This window comes from Pseudoalteromonas sp. 68 DY56-GL68, from assembly GCF_041414825.1.
GTDB lineage: Bacteria > Pseudomonadota > Gammaproteobacteria > Enterobacterales > Alteromonadaceae > Pseudoalteromonas.
The window spans coordinates 614,215-635,138 of record NZ_JAOCZL010000018.1 but is presented as its reverse complement, the minus strand read 5'-3'; the positions used below and the strand labels follow the sequence as shown (position 1 = coordinate 635,138).

Annotated in this window: 17 protein-coding genes; 7 read left to right on the top strand and 10 right to left on the bottom strand. The window is 40.3% G+C overall.

The annotated features are described in order from the left end of the window. Positions 1-11: 11 nt before the first annotated feature. The 3 genes from NYF15_RS11290 to NYF15_RS11280 form a co-directional block, all read right to left on the bottom strand. A complete protein-coding gene (locus NYF15_RS11290) occupies positions 12-608 on the bottom strand; it encodes a 5-formyltetrahydrofolate cyclo-ligase (protein WP_341803923.1) in 597 nt (198 codons plus the stop codon). A gap of 13 nt (positions 609-621) precedes the next feature. Then, the gene (locus NYF15_RS11285; protein ID WP_341803924.1) at positions 622-1,185 is read right to left on the bottom strand and encodes a hypothetical protein; all 564 of its coding nucleotides are present in this window, start codon (positions 1,183-1,185) and stop codon (positions 622-624) included. Between the two features lie 116 nt (positions 1,186-1,301). Further along, positions 1,302-2,819, bottom strand: coding sequence for a S10 family peptidase (locus NYF15_RS11280; protein ID WP_371353603.1), 1,518 nt, complete (start codon positions 2,817-2,819; stop codon positions 1,302-1,304). Between the two features lie 241 nt (positions 2,820-3,060). On the opposite strand from NYF15_RS11280, the gene NYF15_RS11275 reads away from it, so the two are divergent. The 5 genes from NYF15_RS11275 to mrcB all read left to right on the top strand — a co-directional run bounded on the left by NYF15_RS11275 (position 3,061) and on the right by mrcB (position 8,932). After that, on the top strand, positions 3,061-4,290 hold the full coding sequence (locus NYF15_RS11275) for a response regulator (RefSeq protein WP_130151010.1): 1,230 nt from the start codon (positions 3,061-3,063) through the stop codon (positions 4,288-4,290). A 332-nt stretch (positions 4,291-4,622) separates the two neighbouring features. Further along, positions 4,623-4,961, top strand: coding sequence for a P-II family nitrogen regulator (locus NYF15_RS11270; RefSeq protein WP_054554260.1), 339 nt, complete (start codon positions 4,623-4,625; stop codon positions 4,959-4,961). 9 nt (positions 4,962-4,970) lie between these two features. Further along, positions 4,971-6,200 carry an ammonium transporter gene (locus NYF15_RS11265; protein WP_062570248.1) on the top strand — a complete coding sequence of 410 codons (1,230 nt, stop codon included), beginning with the start codon at positions 4,971-4,973 and terminating at the stop codon, positions 6,198-6,200. 160 nt (positions 6,201-6,360) lie between these two features. Continuing rightward, the gene (locus tag NYF15_RS11260) at positions 6,361-6,522 is read left to right on the top strand and encodes a YqaE/Pmp3 family membrane protein (protein WP_083515349.1); all 162 of its coding nucleotides are present in this window, start codon (positions 6,361-6,363) and stop codon (positions 6,520-6,522) included. 85 nt (positions 6,523-6,607) lie between these two features. Next, positions 6,608-8,932 (top strand): penicillin-binding protein 1B, encoded by a 2,325-nt coding sequence (mrcB, locus tag NYF15_RS11255; RefSeq protein WP_371353602.1) that lies wholly within the window; start codon positions 6,608-6,610, stop codon positions 8,930-8,932. Here the strand turns inward: mrcB and NYF15_RS11250 are convergent. The 6 genes from NYF15_RS11250 to NYF15_RS11225 form a co-directional block, all read right to left on the bottom strand. Next, positions 8,895-10,754: a methyl-accepting chemotaxis protein gene (locus tag NYF15_RS11250; protein WP_371353601.1), complete on the bottom strand. Its 1,860-nt coding sequence runs from the start codon at positions 10,752-10,754 to the stop codon at positions 8,895-8,897. The genes mrcB and NYF15_RS11250 overlap by 38 nt on opposite strands. A 99-nt stretch (positions 10,755-10,853) precedes the next feature. Next, the gene (hemL, locus tag NYF15_RS11245) at positions 10,854-12,134 is read right to left on the bottom strand and encodes a glutamate-1-semialdehyde 2,1-aminomutase (RefSeq protein ID WP_371353600.1); all 1,281 of its coding nucleotides are present in this window, start codon (positions 12,132-12,134) and stop codon (positions 10,854-10,856) included. A gap of 72 nt (positions 12,135-12,206) precedes the next feature. Further along, positions 12,207-13,223, bottom strand: a complete 1,017-nt coding sequence (locus NYF15_RS11240; RefSeq protein ID WP_237119640.1) for an aspartate carbamoyltransferase — start codon at positions 13,221-13,223, stop codon at positions 12,207-12,209. 104 nt (positions 13,224-13,327) lie between these two features. After that, on the bottom strand, positions 13,328-13,762 hold the full coding sequence (locus NYF15_RS11235; protein WP_062570253.1) for a CopD family protein: 435 nt from the start codon (positions 13,760-13,762) through the stop codon (positions 13,328-13,330). A 21-nt stretch (positions 13,763-13,783) separates the two neighbouring features. Then, complete coding sequence (locus tag NYF15_RS11230) at positions 13,784-15,466, bottom strand: chloride channel protein (protein WP_062570254.1); 1,683 nt, start codon at positions 15,464-15,466, stop codon at positions 13,784-13,786. A 102-nt stretch (positions 15,467-15,568) separates the two neighbouring features. Further along, positions 15,569-17,950 carry a diguanylate cyclase domain-containing protein gene (locus tag NYF15_RS11225; protein ID WP_371353599.1) on the bottom strand — a complete coding sequence of 794 codons (2,382 nt, stop codon included), beginning with the start codon at positions 17,948-17,950 and terminating at the stop codon, positions 15,569-15,571. 179 nt (positions 17,951-18,129) lie between these two features. On the opposite strand from NYF15_RS11225, the gene erpA reads away from it, so the two are divergent. Continuing rightward, entirely contained in the window at positions 18,130-18,468 is a 339-nt protein-coding gene (gene erpA, locus NYF15_RS11220; protein WP_062570256.1) for an iron-sulfur cluster insertion protein ErpA, read from the top strand. Positions 18,469-19,194: 726 nt separating this feature from the next. Next, entirely contained in the window at positions 19,195-19,434 is a 240-nt protein-coding gene (locus tag NYF15_RS11215) for a helix-turn-helix transcriptional regulator (RefSeq protein ID WP_130151017.1), read from the top strand. Positions 19,435-19,538: 104 nt separating this feature from the next. On the opposite strand, the gene NYF15_RS11210 is transcribed toward NYF15_RS11215, so the two are convergent. After that, on the bottom strand, positions 19,539-20,918 hold the full coding sequence (locus tag NYF15_RS11210; protein ID WP_371353598.1) for an MFS transporter: 1,380 nt from the start codon (positions 20,916-20,918) through the stop codon (positions 19,539-19,541). Between the last annotated feature and the right edge of the window lie 6 nt (positions 20,919-20,924).

The window sequence follows — 20,924 nt, the reverse complement described above, 5'->3', positions numbered from 1 at the left end:
AAATAGTTTGCTTACCATTGGTAGATTTTCTCTGGGGTTATAATGTGTTTTAACGGTACATCCCACGATTCAATTGGCAATGCTGAAACATGCTGACATTGATGGGCAAGGCCTATCAAAATCGGTTTTTGCCAGTTTTCTTGGTAATACCGTGCCAACGTTTTGTCATAAAACCCACCGCCCATTCCTAAACGGTTACCTTGATCATCAAATGCCACTAATGGCATAAGTAAAATATCAAGCTTGTCTAAAGGACATATTTGACTGCAATTCAACTTGGGCTCCAAGATACCATAGCGGTTTGCAGTCATGGGTGAATTTTCTTCATATCTCTGAAAGTACAAAGTCGTGCCATTGAAGGGGTGGATTATCGGCAGGTATAAATGCTGTTCTTGCATCCATAATTCTTTAATTAACAATGAGGTGTCTAGTTCTCCATCATTGCTGAAATAAATGCCGATGTGGGCATTTTTAGCGATTTTTAGTGATTTTAAGTGTTGAGTAAAATTCACTTTTAGCGCAATTGCTGCATTTTTTTGTTGTTCAACAGTCAGTGAATTGCGCTTTTTTCGAATAGATTGTCTGATTTCTGCTCGCGTGTTGCTCATGTCAATATAGGTGTTAACTTTCTAAAAAAGAGAAAAACTCAGGAAAAAGCTCTACAACGCCAAGAATAGCTAATAACAAAATCACCATGGCGATGAGTGAATAAAGTAATGTATTAGAGCGTTTTTTAACGGGCTCTGTTAACTCTTCTTCCAGTAGCAAGTCATCTTCTTGCCAGCTATCGTCACTATCTTGTGGATTGGTACTCTCACTCTCAGGCAAGCGCTGTTCTAGATCATCAAGCTTTTCTTCAAGGCGAATAAGGCTGCTTGTAATGTAATCTAAGGCATCAAAAATGCGTTCATCACGTTGTTTAGCCTCAAGACTTGCATTCGTTTGTTGATTAACTTGGTTTTGATTGACTGGCTGGAGTTTTGCTTTAATCCCAACGCTTGCTAATAGCTTTGCTTGCTTTAATGCTTTTTCTTGTTCGCTAGGGGCAAAGAGTGGTTTATGTTCAAAAAGAGTGGCTACTTTATCTGTATTTGTTTTTAATTTTGCTGCAAGTTGCTCAGTAGCATGTGCTTGATCAACACCGGCTTCTAGCCCTGCAAACATCACACGAAATTTTTCAGCCATGTTGTGATTATCCAATTCCTTAAATCAATGACTTGAGTATATACCCAAATAGATTAGTGGATAAACAAAAGCCCGTGTAAAACGGGCTTTTTCTTTCTAAATGAATCATCGTCTAGTTAGTACTTAGCTGCTTTGCCTTCAGCTGGTAGTGATTTAAGGATAAACTCACGTAAGTCATTATTTGATGATTCAAGATCAGCGTGACGTAAATACATCATGTGACCACTGCGGTAGCCTTTAAAGCTTAGGCGGTCTTTCATTTTGCCGCTTGGGTCTAATTGCCACATTGTGTATTTAGCATCAAAGTAATTGGTTGCACCATCGTAGTAACCTGATTGGATCATTACATTTAAGTATGGGTTTTGCGCCATCGCTAAACGTAAATTTTCACCTGTGTTATTACCAGTACGATCCCAAGGGTGAACATTGCCAAATAGGTTATATTTGATATCTGTTTTGTAGTTAAGCTCTTCACGTAGGTAATAGTTAATTGCTGGCGTGAATGAGTGCAACCATGAGGTAAGCTCTGCCCAGTAATCAGGTGATTCACCTGCATCACGTTTATCAATACCTAAATAACGAGAATCTAAACGACCTACCGTTTGACCGCGCTCGCGTAATAGCTCTTTCCAGAAGAAGTTAGTTGGAATATCAAGGTTGTTTTGTTCAACAAACTTTTCAGATAAACCTGCGTATTGTGCTGCTTGCTTGATGATTGCGCGTTTCTCATCGGCAGGTAAGAAACCACCTTTAGCAATTGCTGGTAAGAACTTATTAACGGTAAACTTTTCAACTTCAGGCAGTAATTCATCTAAGTCTTTTGCTTGTAGGTCTGCGCTGAGGGCTTTGTGGTACCAAGCCGTTGCGGCAAAGTAAGGTAGACGATTTGCTGCTTCAACAGGACCTTCGCGCTTAATACCAATCTCAGTTGGTGATACTAAGATAACACCGTTGATATACATCCACTGACGGTTTTGTAATTCGTGAGCAAGGCCTGAAACGCGAGTTGTACCATAGCTTTCACCAATTAAGAACTTAGGTGAGCGCCAGCGCTCGTTGCGCGACACAAAGGTATTTAACCACTCTGCTAAGTATTTGATGTCGGCGTTTACACCAAAAAACATTTTTTGTTGGTCAGCTTTGCTTGGTAACTCACCTTTATCGTTTTCAAGGATGCGAGAGTAACCCGTGTTTACGGGGTTGATATAAACAATATCAGCCACATCTAAAATTGAATATGGGTTATCTTTTACGCCATAGGGTTGAATTGGGTAGCCTTCGTCATCAATCTTTAATACGCGAGGTCCAGTATAGGCAAGGTGCATCCACACTGACGCAGAACCAGGGCCGCCATTAAATGAAAAAACCAATGGGCGTTTTGTTCTGTTGTCTACTTTATCGCGGGTATAATAAGTATATTGCAGCGTTGCAACCGCATTACCTTGCTCATCCCAAACTGGTTGGGTACCTGTTGTTGCAGTGTAAGAGAAGCGCTCACCGTTAATACGTGCTTTATGTTCTGTAACAACACTGCTGTCAACGTCTATGCGTCGTTCATTATCAGCAAAGCTGGGTGTGCTGAAGGTCAGTGTTAGGGCTGTTACTGACAAGCCAATAAAACTAACTAGTTTCATGTTGATTCCTTATTATTCGAGTTGCTGCTATTAAAGAGAAAAGCTCGCTTGAAGACAAACTATTGAGACTAGTGACCAATAATAGCTGTTAAATAGGAAGATTCTGTAAACTGCGCGGTTAATTACAAAAAAGTACTTTTTAATAAAGATATTTTGCTTAATCATTTAGCTAGATTAAAAAATAACGTATATTTGGCATGTTGGTAATTTGTGTACATGTGCATAGAAAAGAGAAGTTGCAATGCAAAGAGTGTTAGTTGTTGAAGACAGTAAAGTAGTACAGCAAGTGTTACGCCACTTATCTGCCCACTATTTAGATGTGGATGTCGACTTTGCATGGTCTTTGCAGGAAGGCATCGATTTAATCGCTGAGCATGACTACACCCTCGCTTTAGTTGACTTAACACTGCCTGATGCGATGAACGGTGAAGTGGCTAAATACACCTTATCAAAGAATATTCCTACCGTTGTGTTAACGTCTAAAATTGATGAATACATTCGTCAACAAATGCTAGAACTTGGTGTGGTTGATTATGTTGTTAAAGATAATCGTGACTCATACCACTATGCCATTAAACTTGTTGCACAATTACTCAGAAACCATGGTTCAAAGGCTCTTGTTGCCGATGATTCGGTATTAAGCCGCACCTTGATGAAGCAAATGCTAGAAAAGCAGCTTTTTAATGTAAGTGATGCCCATGATGGTGAGCAAGCATTGCAAATGCTCAAAGATGATCCTGAAATTAAGCTGCTACTCACTGACTATGCAATGCCAACGATGGATGGTTTTGAGCTTGTTAAAGCAGTGCGTAATTTTCGAGGCCGTGATGACTTAGCTATTATTGGTTTATCAGGCGCAGGTAAGCACGGTTTATCGGCACGTTTTATCAAGTACGGTGCCAATGACTTTTTGACCAAGCCATTTATGAATGAAGAGTTTCATTGCCGTGTAATGCAGACGATGGAACAGCTTGCCCTAATCGCAGACATTAAAGAAAGTGCATACAGAGATCACTTAACTGGGCTTCATAACCGCCGTTATTTTTATCAATACGCCGAGAAAATCCTAAAGAAAACCGAACAAGAGAATGTGCTTGCATTACTCGATATTGATTTTTTCAAAACTATTAACGATCAGTTTGGTCACGAAGCGGGTGATCATGCATTAAAGCAAGTAACAAGCTTTTTAAAAAGCAAGTTTGACGACTTCACAATTGCTCGCATTGGTGGGGAAGAATTTGCAGTTGTGTTAGACAACATGGATCTTGAAAAAGCAGAGGCAAGGCTAAATAGTTTCAGAGAACAACTTGCAGAGCACCAGTTTTCAATTAATGGCGAACCTTATTCACTTACTATCAGCATTGGTATGACTGCATTTCAACATGTCTCACTCACAGCTGCAATGCGCTTAGCTGATAAAGCTTTATATCAAGCTAAACAGCAACAGCGTAACTGCGTAGTACGTTTATAGCACCAATACGCAATAAAACTTAATCATTTTGAGAGATTAAAACTGTTTCTAATTGATTGAAAAATAATTACTTTACGGCTGCATGGATGCAGAGCAATTACCAAGCATAATTAAATAACGAAATGTTTGCTTTGCTATAATCAAGGTTTCATTGCTTGAATTGCACCAGTGCTGGTTAATTGTTAAAAAAATGCACCCTTGTGGTGCATTTTTTTTGTTTGTAAGTGGCTGATTGTATTTAAATCATTGAAAATAAATAATAAAAAATAGTGGCACAAAGGTTGGATTGTTAAAGCCAACAGGATAACAATAAGCGTCCGAAGGGGGCCACTATGAAAATGATTAGTGCAATAATAAAGCCATTCAAACTTGATGATGTGCGTGAAGCATTGGCTGATTTAGGCATTGAGGGGATGACAGTTGTCGACGTTAAAGGCTTTGGCCGCCAACGTGGACATACTGAACTATACCGTGGAGCTGAATACCAAGTCGATTTTATTCCTAAAATTAAACTTGAAATTGCAACTCGTAGCGAAAATTGTCAACGCGTTGTTGAAACCATCACGAAAATTGCTTCAACAGGCAAAATTGGTGACGGCAAAATTTTTGTTTACGACCTAGACCAAATCGTCCGTATTCGTACCGGCGAACTTGATGAAGAAGCAATTTAAGGGGGATTTATGGAAAACACGATTGTAGAGTTGAAGTTCTCACTCGACACTTTTTACTTTTTGATGTCGGGTGTTTTAGTCATGTGGATGGCTGCCGGTTTTGCGATGCTTGAGGCGGGTTTAGTTCGTGCAAAAAATACAACAGAAATACTCACTAAAAACGTAGCACTTTTCTCGATCGCCTGCACCATGTTCTTACTTGTGGGTTATAACATCATGTATGTTGATAACGCAGAAGGTGGTTTTGTTCCTTCTTTTGGTGCGTTAATTGGTACGCAAGCAGCTGATGCAAATCACTCATTAGAGTCTGATTTCTTCTTCCAAGTTGTATTCGTTGCTACAGCTATGTCTATTGTATCTGGTGCTGTTGCTGAGCGTATGAAGTTATGGGCATTTTTGATCTTTACTGTTGTAATGACAGGTTTCATTTACCCGATTGAAGGCTATTGGACTTGGGGCGCAGGCTTTTTATCTGAAATGGGCTTTGTTGACTTTGCAGGTTCTGCAATTGTTCACGGTGCAGGTGCTGCGGCAGCGCTAGCAGGTGTGCTTTTCCTTGGGGCTCGTAAAGGTAAATACGGTAAAAATGGTGAAATTTACCCAATTCCTGGTTCTAACTTACCACTTGCCACATTAGGCACATTAATCCTTTGGATGGGTTGGTTTGGCTTTAACGGTGGTTCACAGCTGCTTGTTTCTGACGCTGAAAATGCAACAGCTGTGGGTAAAATCTTCTTAAACACTAACGCAGCAGCGGCATGTGGAGCTATTGCAGCACTGTTCGTATGTAAAGTGCTTTGGGGGAAAGCTGATTTAACTATGGTACTAAACGGTGCGTTAGCAGGCCTTGTCACTATTACGGCTGAGCCAGCTTCACCAACACCATTACTTGCTTGTCTATTAGGTCTACTAGGCGGTTCACTGGTTGTATTTAGTATTGTTGCACTTGATAAAGCAAAAATCGATGACCCTGTCGGTGCGATTTCTGTACACGGTGTATGTGGTGCATTAGGTATCATGTTAGTACCACTTTCAAACTCAGATGCAACCTTCGTTAATCAATTAATTGGCTTGGTGTGTATCTTAGGGTTTGTGTTTATCGCGTCATCAATCGTATGGGCAATTCTGAAAAATACCATGGGTATCCGTGTTACCGAAGAAGAAGAATTAAACGGTATGGATCAACATGACTGTGGTATTGATGCTTACCCTGAGTTTGTATCAGTTCGCAGTAACTAATTTTAGTGCGTGCTTCAGCACGCACATACAATAATCATTGTGTGTTCAAATCAAAGCTCTACTCAGGTAGGGCTTTTTTGCATTCAAAATAAGTGTTTTCTTATAGGCGATTTCAACAATATTGACTATGCTCAAATAACTTAATCAACAAGGGAATACTATGGATAACAAACTGTTATTAATTATTTTGTCATTGTTTTTACCACCTGTGGCTGTGTTTTTAAAAGCCGGTGTTGGTAAAGATTTGGTTATTAATATTATTTTATGCTTTATATTTTTTATACCTGCGGTTATTCACTCGCTTTGGTTATGTACCCGCTAATAGAGTTTAAGTGACTGTTAATTTTACAGGTGATAGAATTGCGACTGATTACACCTGTAAAATTAACTGACCAATAGCGAACTCAATGGCTGATAAAAAAACTCCTGCTAAAAAAACGCCAGCAAAGAAAACGGCGTCCACTAAACGAACGACTAAAAAACGCAAAACCTCTTCGAATACGACAGTAAAGTCGCGTATTTTTCGTAAAACGTGGTCAATTTTTTGGAAGTTATCCTTAGCTGTTGTGATTGCGATGGTGCTGTATCTTATTTATTTAGATGCAAAAATAACGCGTCAATTTGAGGGCAATAAGTGGCAGTTACCTGCGCAGGTATACGCGCGAGCAATGAGCTTTTACCCAGGGCAGTTTTTATCACAGCAAGAAGTTCTTTGGGAGCTTAACAGATTAAACTACTCTTCAGTTAATAAGCTTAGTCGTACAGGGCAGTATGTTAAGTCATCTAACAGCATTAAAGTGTATCGCCGCGAATTTGAATTTTACGATGGGCTTGAAGATGCTCGTGTTATTGAACTTCGTTTTTCAGGGAAAAAATTAGCAACTATTAAGGATAAATTCGGTCGACGCTTAAATTCTGCGCGTTTGGAGCCTGTGCAAATTGCGCGAATTGGTAATGATTCGAACCAAGATCGTGAATTCGTTCCACTTGATAAGTTTCCTGCAATGTTAAAAGACACCTTGCTGGTGGTTGAAGACAGAGATTTTTATCAGCACCACGGTGTGTCGGTATGGTCTATTATGCGTGCTCTATACAGTAATATCAAAGCGGGAAGAACAGTGCAGGGGGGAAGTACCTTAACACAACAGCTCGCTAAAAATATTTACTTAACACGTGAACGCTCTCTTGTTCGTAAGTTTAATGAAGCACTTATCGCATTGATATTAGACTACCGCTATAGCAAAGATGAAATTTTAGAAGCCTACTTAAATGAAGTGTACCTAGGGCAATCATACAATCAGGGTGTTCACGGTATGGGGCTTGCCGCTGAATTCTACTTTTCTAAACCTGTGGATGAGCTAGAGTATGACCAAATTGCGTTACTGGTTGCTATGGTTAAAGGCCCATCGTACTACAACCCACGCCGTTACAGTGAACGTGCGATGGAGCGTCGCGATTTAGTACTGCGCTTAATGGTCGAAAACAACTTAATAAATACACGTGAGTATCGCGCATCGTTAAAGCGTCCAATTGATATTTCACCTATGAAAGATAGCCTACAGAAGTCGTATCCTGGTTATTTAGAGTTAGTTAATCGCGAATTAAAGCGTTTGTTACCTGACCAGCAAGTATTGGATGCTGGCGTGCGTGTCTTCACTTATTTCGACTTACAAAAACAAACGGCAATGGAAAAATCGGTTGAGGCAAGCTTACCTTACCTTGAAAGACGTCCTAAAACCGAAGAATTAGAAGCCGCTATGATCTCGGTTAACGTTGAAAAAGGCGGCGTGTCAGCTTTAGTTGCCGGTCGCGATGTTCGCTATTTTGGTTTCAATCGAGTATTAGATACTAAGCGCAATATTGGCTCATTAGTAAAGCCTGCTGTTTATTTGAGTGCTTTTGAAAGCGGCAAATTTAACCTTGCATCTTTGGTTGATGACTCTCCTCTAAGAGTAACGAATGAGCAAGGAAAAATTTGGCAGCCAGAGAATTTTGATAGGCAATTTAGAGGCATGATGCCGCTATATAAGGCATTTAGTAATAGTATCAATATACCAGCGGTAAATACTGGGTTAGATGTAGGGGTCGATACAGTTGCAACGACCTTGAAGCGATTAGGAGTTGAAGGAAACATCGATGAATACCCATCACTGCTACTTGGGGCATTGGAGTTGTCTAGCTTTGAAGTCGCTCAACTTTATACAACGCTTGCTGCTGATGGTCAGTATCGAGAGCTAACATCAATTTCTGCACTGACTGATTCGGTAGGTAAAGTACTTTATAAACATAATGTTGAGTCACAAAAGCGATTTGATGAAGCATCGGTTTATATGACCAAATATGCGATGAAGCGAGTAACTAAAGATGGCACAGCAAAACGTTTAAATGCCCACTTTCCATCGATTCAGTTAGCGGGTAAAACGGGCACAAGTAATGACTTACGAGATAGCTGGTTTGCAGGTTTTGACCAAAATACAGTAACCGTTGCTTGGATTGGTCGAGACGATAATAAAAATACCGGCCTAACGGGGAGTGTTGGTGCGTTAGAAACCTATATTCGTTATTTAAAACCGCTTAACCCTGAAGCCATTGCAGATACTCGTCCAGCTTCTATTCGATGGGCGTTCATAAATGAAGAAACAGGTCTGCAAGCACCACCTGGCTGCGGCAAAGTGGTGCAATTGCCTATTCGAGCTAGTGAGTTTGAGCCTCGTCCGAGTTGTCGACGCTAAATGCTTTCATTGCATCGTTAAGTTGCTCAGCAAGCGCGGTTAAATCGTGTGCGCTTGCTGAGGCATTTTTTGATGATTTAAGCGTCTCTTCGGCTAAACAGCTTACCCGCTTGGCATCATTTAAAGCATCTTGTGTTGCACTCGTTTGCTCACCAACTAACTGCGCGATTTGTTCACCATGTTGACTGATTTCATCCATCGTATTTACGGCTGCAACTAAACTTGCTTTTGTTTGGTTAGCGGATGCTGCCCCTTGTTCCATTTTTTCGACACTTTGCTGCATTTTCTGCTGTGTTAACTGCAATGCATTTTGTAATGAAGCGATAATATCGTGTATTTCCTTTGTTTGTAGCTGAGTTCGCCCTGCCAATGTTCTAACCTCATCAGCGACAACAGCGAACCCTCGTCCTTGCTCACCGGCTCTTGCAGCTTCGATCGCAGCATTTAAGGCTAAAAGGTTTGTTTGTTCAGCTATGTCGCTAATTCCTTTGCTTACTTGGCTAATATTTGAGGTGTCTTGCGCTAATGAATCCAGAGCTTTTAACCCTTGGTTAAACTCTTGTTGTAATTGTGCGATATGTTGCGCTAACTCCTCGCTATTTTTTGCGCTGTTTTGAACCTGTTTGGCAGCACTATTGGCGAGAAAAACGGCGTGCGAGGCTGTTTTTTCAACATGCTCTGCCGATTGGCTCATGTTATCTAGTGAGTCATTAATAGCGCTAATGCTTTGTTGTTGCTCAGTAACATCATTGGTCGTTTTATTGCGGCTTTCAAATACGTGCTGAGTGGTACTTCTTACTGAGTGAGTGGTTTCTTGAGCATTATTGATAAGCGCCGTAAACGATTTTAGTAAATCATTGAATAGTAAGCTTATTGAGTTAAGCTCATCCTTGCCTTTTAAATCTAATCGCACGCCTAAATTACCTGTTGCAGCCTCTGTTGCTGCGCGAGAAAACTGCTTTAAAGTATCGACTAATGAGCGGTAAAACCCCATCATCAAATAACTTGCTATAAATAGGCTGATTAAAGCGGCAATGATAACCACAAGGCGGGTCATACGCTGCTGTTTTAATTGCGCTAATATCATTGCCGATAAAGCCGGTTCACTGTGGGTAATAAAGTGATTAATTTTACTATTAATATTTACTTTTAAATTTGCAAGTTGCTGCCGTGTAAGTGCAATTTCATCCGGCTCAAGCAGGCCTTGGTTTAATGCTATAAAAAGTGCATTGATACTGCTTGAAAGTTGCGTTGCGGGTTCTGTTAGGGTGTTTTTGAGTTCTTCGTTTGCATTTAAAGATGTATTTAAACTCATTAAAAACTGTGACTCTAACTGCGGCAGTGCTTTAACTTGGTTTGATAAAGTAATAAAGGTACTCGGCGAAAACTGCCCGTTAGATATCACGGTTTCTGCACTTTGCATGGTTTTATTTAAATGTGCGATAAGAGGCGGTAGAGCGGTTACTAATGTGCGATTTAAGTAGCTACTACTGAGCTCATTTACAATAGCGAGCTGTGACTCAATCGAGACTATTTCTAAAATATTGCCGTCATCAGTGGTTGCATTCGCAAAACCTACTTGTTGGGCAATACTGATATTATCAGCTTGATTTGCAGTGAGTAAATTAGCGAGCAATTGAGGATATATTTGAACCCCTTGATTTTGTTTTTGTGATATTTCAATTCCTTTACTTAAAACGCTTAGTAAAAAAAATAAACTTAAACAAAGAGGAAAAATTAAAATGCTAAACATTAGCGACATTTTTGCTTTGTAACTTAATTGCCCCATTAACAAAACAGCAGGTTTAATTAGATTATTCACAGGTACACCCAGTTAGAAATTATATTAGGAGTAGACCTGTGATTGCGTTGTTTTTATTCATAAAAAAAGCCCTTACGGGCTTTTTTGTCTAATTATATTTTATAGCTTAGCGAATGCGCGTTCTGCCGCTGCTATGGTGTCGCTAATTTCTTGCTCTGAATGCTCTGCACATACAAAGCCTGCTTCAAATGCTGAAGGAGCAAGGTAAACGCCTTCTTCAAGCATTAAGTGGAAGAACTTTTTGAAGCGCTCTAAATCACACTCAGTGGCTTGTTGGTAGCTCGTTACTTTTTCTTTGTCAGTAAAGAAGAAGCCGTACATACCGCCAGCGTAGTTTGTTGTAAGTGCAATGCCTGCTTTTTTCGCAGCGGCTTCAAAGCCTTCACAAATTGCTTTGCTCTTTGCTTCAAGTTCATCGTGCAGGCCTTCAGCACTTAAAAGCTCTAAAGATTTTAAGCCTGCAGCCATGGCAATTGGGTTACCTGATAATGTACCCGCTTGATAAACTGGCCCTACTGGTGCGATGTAATCCATGATTTCTTTCTTACCACCAAATGCACCGACTGGCATACCGCCACCGATCACTTTACCTAGGCAAGTTAGATCTGGTTTGATGTTGTAGTAAGCTTGCGCGCCGCCTAAAGCAACACGGAAACCTGTCATTACTTCATCAAAAATAAGCACTGATTTGTATTTATCACACACCTCACGCAAACCTTCTAAGAAGCCAGGTACAGGAGGAATACAGTTCATGTTGCCAGCAACTGGCTCAACGATGATACAAGCGATTTCGTCAGCGTATTTTGCGAAAATTGCTTTTACTTCATCAAGATTATTAAACGACACAGTTAAGGTGTGCTTAGCAAAGTCTTCAGGAATACCCGGTGAATTTGGAACACCCATAGTTAGTGCACCTGAGCCTGCTTTTACTAGTAGTGAGTCAGCATGACCGTGGTAACAGCCTTCAAACTTTAAGATTTTGTCACGACCAGTGAAACCACGTGCTAAGCGAATCGCACTCATTGTAGCTTCAGTACCTGAGCTTACCATACGTACTTTTTCGATTGATGGTACCAGCTCTTTTACTTTTTCGGCCATTAAGATTTCAGTTTCGGTTGGCGCACCATAGCTTAAGCCATTTTCAACGGCTTCTAATACCGCTTGTTTAATAGCTGGGTGGTTATGGCCCATGATCATGGGTCCCCATGAACCAACGTAATCGATATAACGGTTGCCATCAGCATCAAAGGTAAAAGGACCTTCTGCTTTAGTGATGAATAAAGGAGTACCGCCAACGCCATTGAAGGCACGAACTGGTGAGTTAACGCCGCCTGGGATTGATTCTTGCGCGCGATTAAAAAGGTCTTTGCTAATTGTCATGAATAGTCCTATTGAGTTGTCACGTTAAATGAGTTGGTTTGTAAGGGCTCAAAGAGCCCAGAATGAAGCGTATTAGCTATTACGCTTACGGCTAAACCAAGGCACGTCGACTTCATATTGCTCAACTTTGTCGGCAACATCTAAGGTTAGAGCAAACAACGCCATGCGAATTAACACACCGTTTTGTACTTGGCGGAAAATGGCAAGGTTGTCGTTGCTATTTAAATCGTTATCAAGCTCGTTTGCCTCTAAACGGCTATCACGAGGGAGTGGGTGCATCAATACAGAGTTTGGCTTACAGTGTGCGTTGTAAATTGCTTGGCTGATACGAAAACCACCACGGTATTTGTTAGCTTCTTCTTGTGAAGGGAAGCGCTCTTCTTGGATACGGGTTTGATAAACAATATCTGCCGCTAAGTTGCCTTCCATTTTATCCACTACTTGAATTTTATGACCGGCGTTATCTACCGCATCTAAAATGTAGTCTGGCATTTGTAAACCATCTGGTGCCACCATAGAGAATTTAACGTCTTTATAATGGCAAAGTAATTTAGATAAAGAGTGCACAGTACGGCCATATTTTAAATCACCCACTAGGGCAATATGCATACCGTCGATACCTTGGTTGAAACGGCCAAGTTCACGTTCAATCGTTAGTAAGTCAAGTAGGGCTTGAGTTGGGTGTTCATTTGCGCCGTCACCACCATTGATGACAGGTACATCACAACCGGTTGCAAACTCTGCAACTGATCCTGAATCAGGGTGACGCATCGCAACGGCATCAGCATACGCTGAGATAACGCGTGCGGTGTCATATAACGATTCGCCTTTGGCTAAAGCCGAGCTTTGCATGCCCGTTGTTTCGCGAACTAAACCACCCAGTAAGTTAAATGCCGTACCAAAGCTTACGCGAGTACGTGTACTTGGTTCAAAGAATAGGTTTGCTAAAATAGCGCCTTCTAATACATTGGTGCGCTTTTGCTTTTTAGCATAAGGCTCCATCTTTTTAGCAACTGCAAAAATACGTTCAATACAATCGCGGTCAAGCTGATTAACCGACAGAATATTTTCACCTTGGAAACTTAACATGGGGCTGTTCCTAATCACATTTATTAAGGCGCCGGCTCTCTATATGGGAGGCCGCATAAATTTGCGCCGTACTATAGCAAATTTTTAGCGTACACAGCAGCAAATTATAAGCTAGGTTTGATAATTGCTAGTGCGACTATTGCTAATAGAATAAGTACTGGGACTTCATTAAAAATACGATAAAAACGATCGCTGCGAGTATTACGATCATGTTTAAAGTCAGCCAGTAATTTGAAACAGTAGCCATGATAGATATAGAGGATAATCACTAACACGAGTTTGTAGTGCAGCCACATACTGTATCTAAACCAATCTCGGCCATATTCAAAAATGGTCAGTACGCCAAACACGAGTGTTAAAACGGCAAACGGCGTCACAAAAAACAGTAAACGGCGCTCCATTACTTTTAGCATCGAGTTGCAGGCTTTTTCTTCACTCATTGCGTGGTATACAAACAAGCGAGGAAGATAAAAAATCCCCGCAAACCAAGCAATCATAAAAAATACATGAAAAGTTTTGTAAACTAATAGCGCGCTCATTGTTGTGTCCATTTTTAGTTGTTATAGCAAGCTGTTACGTATGGTAAGGATATGCCTGATTTGATCCCAACGCAAAAGCCCCATAATTTGCTGGTTATCCAGTAGGTTATAAATATATACAGCGCCACTACGTTTATCTTTTAATAGATCAAATGCATCGGCAAGTGTTGCTTGGCTACTTAAACCATTCAAACTGACATACTTTATATTACTACTTTGGTCAGACATTAGGCTTAAGTCATACTCTGCAAGGCGATAGCCATTTTCATCATCATGAACAATCAATGGCGTTTGACTATCCAAAGCGTCTAATGACTCTTTTATTTGTTCTTTATCATCGCTGTATAGCAGTTTAAATTGCTCATCCATTTCTTCCATTACTCCAACCTTTTGTAGCGCTTCGGTTGCTGGGGATATTTGATATTCAAGCCCTTGAAAGTCTAGTTGCTGCATAAAGATAGAACGATTGCCAAAAAATTGCAGAGCAGTAACATACGCAGAAGAAATGACTAACATAGCAGGAACAATAATTTCTGGACTAGATGTAAGCTCCATCACCGTTGTTAGTGCTGCAAGAGGGGCGTGCAGGGTGGCCGCTAATAAGCCAGCCATGCCAAGCATGCTATAGGTACCCGCAATATCAGTTCCAGGGCTTATAAATTGGGCAAAAAATGCCATTAAGGTACCCATTAATACGCCTAAACCAATCACGGGGCCAATAATACCGCCTGGGATCCCCAGACCAATTGCAAATAATGTGGCAAGTAATTTAGCGATTAAAATTGTTGTTAAAAATTGCACATCATCAGGGGATTCAATGGCAATAGTAATAGCACTCATACCAGAGCCCATTGCATGAGGCACCATGTAAGCGATTAGCCCTGCAATTAAGCCTGCAAGTAATAAGCGAGGAAACATACTTAGCGGTTTAAAAGTGCGAATAATCAACATTAAATTTTGATTAAATGCATAAGCGACTGCACCTAGTGCCATGCCAAAAATAATTAAAAAAGGATAGTGCCAGCCACTAAGCGGGTTCATAGTGATAAGTGCAAGTTCCGATGCGTCACCAAAGACAAATTGAGTGGCAAGGGCACCTGTAACCGCTGCGAGCATAATAGGCACAAAAATATGTACTTTGTATTCTCTTAGCACAACTTCCATTACAAAAATAACGGCAGCAAGCGGGGTATTAAACGAGGCGGCAATGCCCGCAGCAACACCACAGCCGCTGAGTGTGCGCATGGCATTATGGGGTAAATGTAGTTTATCTGCTAATAAGCTTGCACCGGTTGCCCCCATATGAACAGAAGGGCCTTCTCGGCCAACAGAAAAACCACTGATTAGAGCCAGTGCCCCACCAACAAATTGATTGACTGTGTTATACAGTGGCATATGACCATAATGCTTTTTTATCCGGTGGATAACGAAAGGAATACCTAAACGGTAATGTTTAAAACCCGTTAGTGCTGCAAATAAAGCGATGACTAAGGCAGCACCAATAGGAAGAAGTACACGCTCTAGCGTGTCTAAGGTAGAGAAGTCATCGGGCTTTTCCAAAAAAAGACTTTGAAAAAACATAATTGTGAGGCGGAATAATATAATCAGTACTGCCGCAATTAATCCTGCGCAAACTCCTAGTAAGCACAATTGCACAGATGTTTTAGGCTTTGCTAGACGACGCCTCAGCGTTTCAAGCCACATGCATTTTTCCTCACAGCACCTTAGAGCCGCAAGTTTAGCAAATCAAATTCACTAAGTCCTTGTGATTTTGCAAAATTATCTCCTTTAAACGGATGTATAAAGTTACGGGGTATTCATCGTGGTTTTTTTAAGTGAACAATCCCGCTTTTGTTTATACATTTGTTCATCGGCTTTTTTAAGGAGATCATCGAGAGATTTAGCATCGTCTGGATAGACTGCATAACCTACACTTGCACCTACTTGTAAATAACCTACTTCACAGGCTATGGGTGTTTCTATAGCATTGATTAGTCTAATAAGGGCACGATTTATTTGTTCTTTATTTTCAATATCTGTTATGACTACAACAAACTCATCACCACCGATACGGGCTGTACAATCTGTTTTTCGCGCAGTTTCTTGTAATCGTTTTGCTATCTCTACAAGTACAAAATCACCTATTAAATGACCATAGGTATCGTTAATGGGTTTAAATTTATCAAGATCAAAGTATAAACAGCCTACTTTTGTGCCTGTTCGTTCTATACGAGCAAACTCATGCTTTAGGAATTTACTTAATGCACTGCGGTTAGCCAAACCTGTGAGGTGATCAGTTTGAGCTAGTTGTCTGATCTTTTGCTCAGCTAAAACTCGTTTGGTGATATCAAAATTAACACCAATCATTCGGTTTCCGTAGATTCTACCATCGGCATTTATATAACGAATTTGCCCACTGGGAAGAACAATCTGAAATTCAGCATGAAATTCCTCATTATTGAGCACTGCTAGTTTAAGTTTATTTGTAACGGCTTCGTATTCATCAGGGTGAAGCGTATTAGCCCATGCGGCATAATTACCATTAAACTGAGATTTAGGGATCTCAAACAGGGTGTGCATCCAGTCATCCCATATCAATTCGTTGGTTTCAAAATTCCACTCCCAAATACCTATGTGGGCTGCATCTGCGGCCATTGCCATGCGTTGGTGTAAGTTCTCAAGTTCGGTTTTAGCTTGCTTGAGCTCAGTGACATCTTCTGAAACATCGAGCAGATACTGTGCTTTTCCATGGCTATCTTTAATAGAGAGCTTGCGGGTGCGAAGGTAGTGAGTTCGGCCATCAATTGTAATAGGCTTTTCATCAACTGTGAGAATATCACTACTTGTGAGTACATCGCGATCTGTTTGCGCATAACTTAGTGCGTCTTCATCATTAAAAATGTCAAAATCGTTGAGGCCTATCAACTGCTCTTTTGTTTTTCCTAATAGTTGCTCGCCAGCCTTATTTACATGACTAAATGTTAAGTGTTTAGCTTCTTTTACAAACAACATGATAGGTAGGTTATCGAATATGGTTTGGGTGAATGCTTCTTGGTTGTGGATGTCACTCAAATCTTTAATTGTGGCAACGTACGGGCCCATATCTTTGTTGCCTATTGAGCTGATTGTCATGGTAATTGGAAATGCGCTTTGGTTCGCTCTAAGAGCATTTAATAATCTGCTTTTACTAAAGCTATTTGATTGCTGGAGCGTTGTTGATTCGGTGTTTAAGATTAGCTCGAGTTCAGCTGATTTATCTGCGATAAGTGTATAGATGTGCTTACCGATTAACTCATTTGTTTGATAGCCAAAAACAGGTAAAACAGCAGGGTTAGCAAATTCGATGATACCTGTGCTATCAAAGCTAATCACAACATCTTGGACTGTATTTAGTACCGCTTTTAGTTTAGCTGAAAGCAAGCTTCTCGCTCTCAGTTCCACAACGCTCAGTACTAAAAGGCTTAACACCAATAGTACAGAAATAACAAGCTGAGCAAGCGTTGAACTATCGTGATTTGTAACATAAACAGTTTGCTCAGTTGTATAGACCGACATAGAGATCATACCGATATAATGCATACCGGAAATAGCGCTACCCATAATGACAGCAACGAGCATATTCATGCGTACTTGATGTGTTTTTTGGGCTTGTCGGAGGTCATTTATTTTTAGAGCAATGCCAGAAAGAATGATTGCTACAAAAATTGATAATGAAAACAACCTTGGCTCATAAGCCATATGAGCGGGCATCATCATTGCCATCATACCAACAAAGTGCATACTGCCAATCCCAGCTCCCATAAGAACACTTCGAAAAATAAGTCCTTTTATGTGGCTCAGTGAAGTTGAAAGCACGATATAACTGGCAAACACACTTGGCAGTACTGATACCAAGGTGATTGTGGTGTTGTACTCTACGTTTATCGGTAATCTATAAGCAAGCATACCGATAAAATGCATGCCCCAAATACCGATACCCAAAAAGCAGGCCGCCATTATCGTCCATACTAAACTTTCATTTTTAAGGTGTGAGCTTTTGATTCGAGCAGAAAGTAAAAAAGAAACATAAGAGGCGAAAACGGCAGTAAGAACTGAGGCTATAACAAGCAAAACATCGTACTGTGCAGGGATTATTTGCGCACTATCTAAGTCAGAGTTTATGAAATGAAGCCTTAACTGGTCAATCACTATGATGATCCCTCACCGCTTACTTTAAATAATTAAAAAGTCGTACAAATTAACATTAGTTCAATGCAGATAGCTTAGCCAATGCGTACCTGAAAATACTTTTCAGCCGACAGTCGATACTTGATTAAAATACTCGGGTATTAGATAATTACAGTATTATAGATTTTGAGGGGTTTGGTATGTCTGAAGAGTTGCCAATTAAGTTCAGTGATGCAGCTGCTGTTCGCGTTAAACAGTTAATTGAAGAAGAAGAAAATCCAGATCTAAAACTACGTGTTTATGTAACAGGTGGTGGGTGTTCGGGTTTCCAATATGGTTTTACTTTTGATGAAAAAGCCAACCCTGGTGATTTAGAAATTGTAAAGAATGGCGTTACCTTAGTCATTGATCCTATGAGTATTCAGTATTTGGTTGATGGGACGGTCGACTACACTGAAGGGCTTGAAGGGGCACGTTTTTTTGTAAACAACCCCAACGCTACAACAACCTGTGGATGCGGAGCGAGTTTCAGCGTTTAACTGATTATATGAAAAGCCACATGATGTGGCTTTTTTATTGCCTTTATTTCTACACCATCCTGCCTTTATTCTTAGTGCTGATCTTAGCAATGGCTTTGGCTTTTCCCTTAGAAAAACTTTTTAGAATGAAAACAGCGTTAGTAGCAACGCTCTCCTTTTGTATATGACGATACAGTGAAGCTGGGTTTCGTTAATAAGTACTATTGGCAGGGGGAGGCTTATTAATGTTAGCCCTACTAGCTTTGGGTAACCTGAATCATTAATAAGAAAAAGCCTAATACCAGTGCAGAGGCGATTAAAATATACATAAATCCTCTTTTCCCTTGTTTAATTGGTATACGATTTTGCTTTAGAAATAGGTACCAGATGACACATAGTACAATTGGCAACAAAAATAATATTCGGAACATTTTCTAGCCTTTTTCAGTATTTACGTACACTTTAAGCATAAGTATGCAATTTTAAAAGCTATATTTTATATTTAACACGGTTCCAATTGATCAATTTTTTGGTACAGTTAAATAACTAATTATAGAGCATCTGCTTTAATTTTAGCTTTAAAACTAGACTTGCCAAGCAAAGCAGTCTATACCTGAAACGTGGACATTTGTATAATTATTAATTCACAGAAAAAATTATTAGTATATAATGTGTCCAAGAGTGAGACGGGCAAAATTTCACTCTTTAATTAATTAACTCAAATCATCTAGTAGGAGATGTATTTTTATGATGGGTAAAACAGTTTCTTCTGACGAAAACTCAAAACTAACGAAGTGGCTTAAAACAAAACGCCATGAGAAGGGCCATACAATGCGCAGCCTTGCTCAAGTTTTAGGAACGCCACATTCATTCATTGGTAAAATTGAAAACCAAGAACGTCGTTTAGATGTTATTGAGTTTATGCGTTACTGTGATGCTTTGGAAGTAGACCCATACGAAGGTCTTAACCTATTAAAAGACGCTTAATTTGCTGTTACTAATACATTTTTAGTAATACAATTAGTGCATGGATGCACTAAATAGTCATCCTCACTTTTCGGTAAATACCAATCACACCTTTATATTTTTTGTTAATTATCTCGATGATAATTGTTCTCTAACGCATAAAGCTTGTGGCGGATTAAGAATAAAAATACCAGCGAAGGAATTACCATGAGCGCTGTTAGCACAAAAAACAGTGCCCAGTTACCTAAAAGCCAATCATCTATCACAACACCACTGTAACTAGACAGGAGTGTTCTGCCTAAGTTTCCAAGTGACGCTAAAAGTGCATAATGAGTTGCACTAAAGGCGCGATCACACAACATAGAAATAAAGGCGACCATTGCCACCAGTGACCAGGCCTGTGTAAATCCGTCAATGATAATTGCAAAGGCATAGAGGCTTAATTTAGGGCCTGCAATAGCAATCCAAGCAAATGCAAGGTTAGACGCTGCCATAGCAATGCCGCTAATGAATAAGCCTTTTACGATACCGTAGCGTTGATTGAATAGGCTACCGACGAAAGTAAAAGCGATGGTAAGAATTGCAGTGCCTACTTTTGAGAAGGTGGCAATGTCACTGTTGCTAAAGCCCACTTCTTTATAAAACACAATCGACATTCGCCCAAGGAAGGCTTCGCCAATTTTAAATAGGAAGATAAACGCTAAAAGTGCGAGCGCTGTTTTTACACCATTGCGTGCAAAAAAGATTCTAAATGGATCAAACACGGTGACCGCTAACCAAGCAATTATTTTTGCAAATCGCGTTTGTTCTACACCCATAAGCTTTTGCTGATAGGTAGACTCAAGTTCAGCCTGAATAACTTCACGATTTGATTCGGGCTCTTTTGCCCAAAGTACACTACTCATTAATAGCAGCATGATAACGGATAAGAAAAAGTAAACTTGGGGCCAATCAATAGAGGGGATATCAGCCATGTAGAAGGGGAGTGCTCCTAGTAAAGCATAACCACTCCACCAACCTGATGTTGCCATGGCGGCAGCTGCCGTGGCTTTATGGCTTTCATTTTCACTTAAAGTATCGATACGAAACGCATCAATGGCGATGTCTTGAGTCGCAGAGGCAACCGCAATGACTAAGCACAGTGCGGCGGCAAACCAAAGATTCGCTTTGATATCGAGCCCTGCAAGTGAAAAGGTACCTATAAAAATGACTGACTGGCAGAGTAAAATCCAGCTGCGACGCTGACCAAGCCATTTAAATAAAACTGGCAGTTTTACACGGTCAACCAAAGGTGACCATAAAAAGTTAATGCTGTACGCCCCAAATACAATGCCAAATAGGCCAATCATACTTCGGCTGAGGCCTTCATCTTTTAGCCATGCAGACATGACAGAACCAATGAGTACCCATGGAAAGCCACTGCTGATCCCGAACAGAAAAATATTGATTAAGCGTTTGTCTTTAAAGTACGAAAAATACTCTGAAACAGAAAGCGTCTTTGTCATAGTACT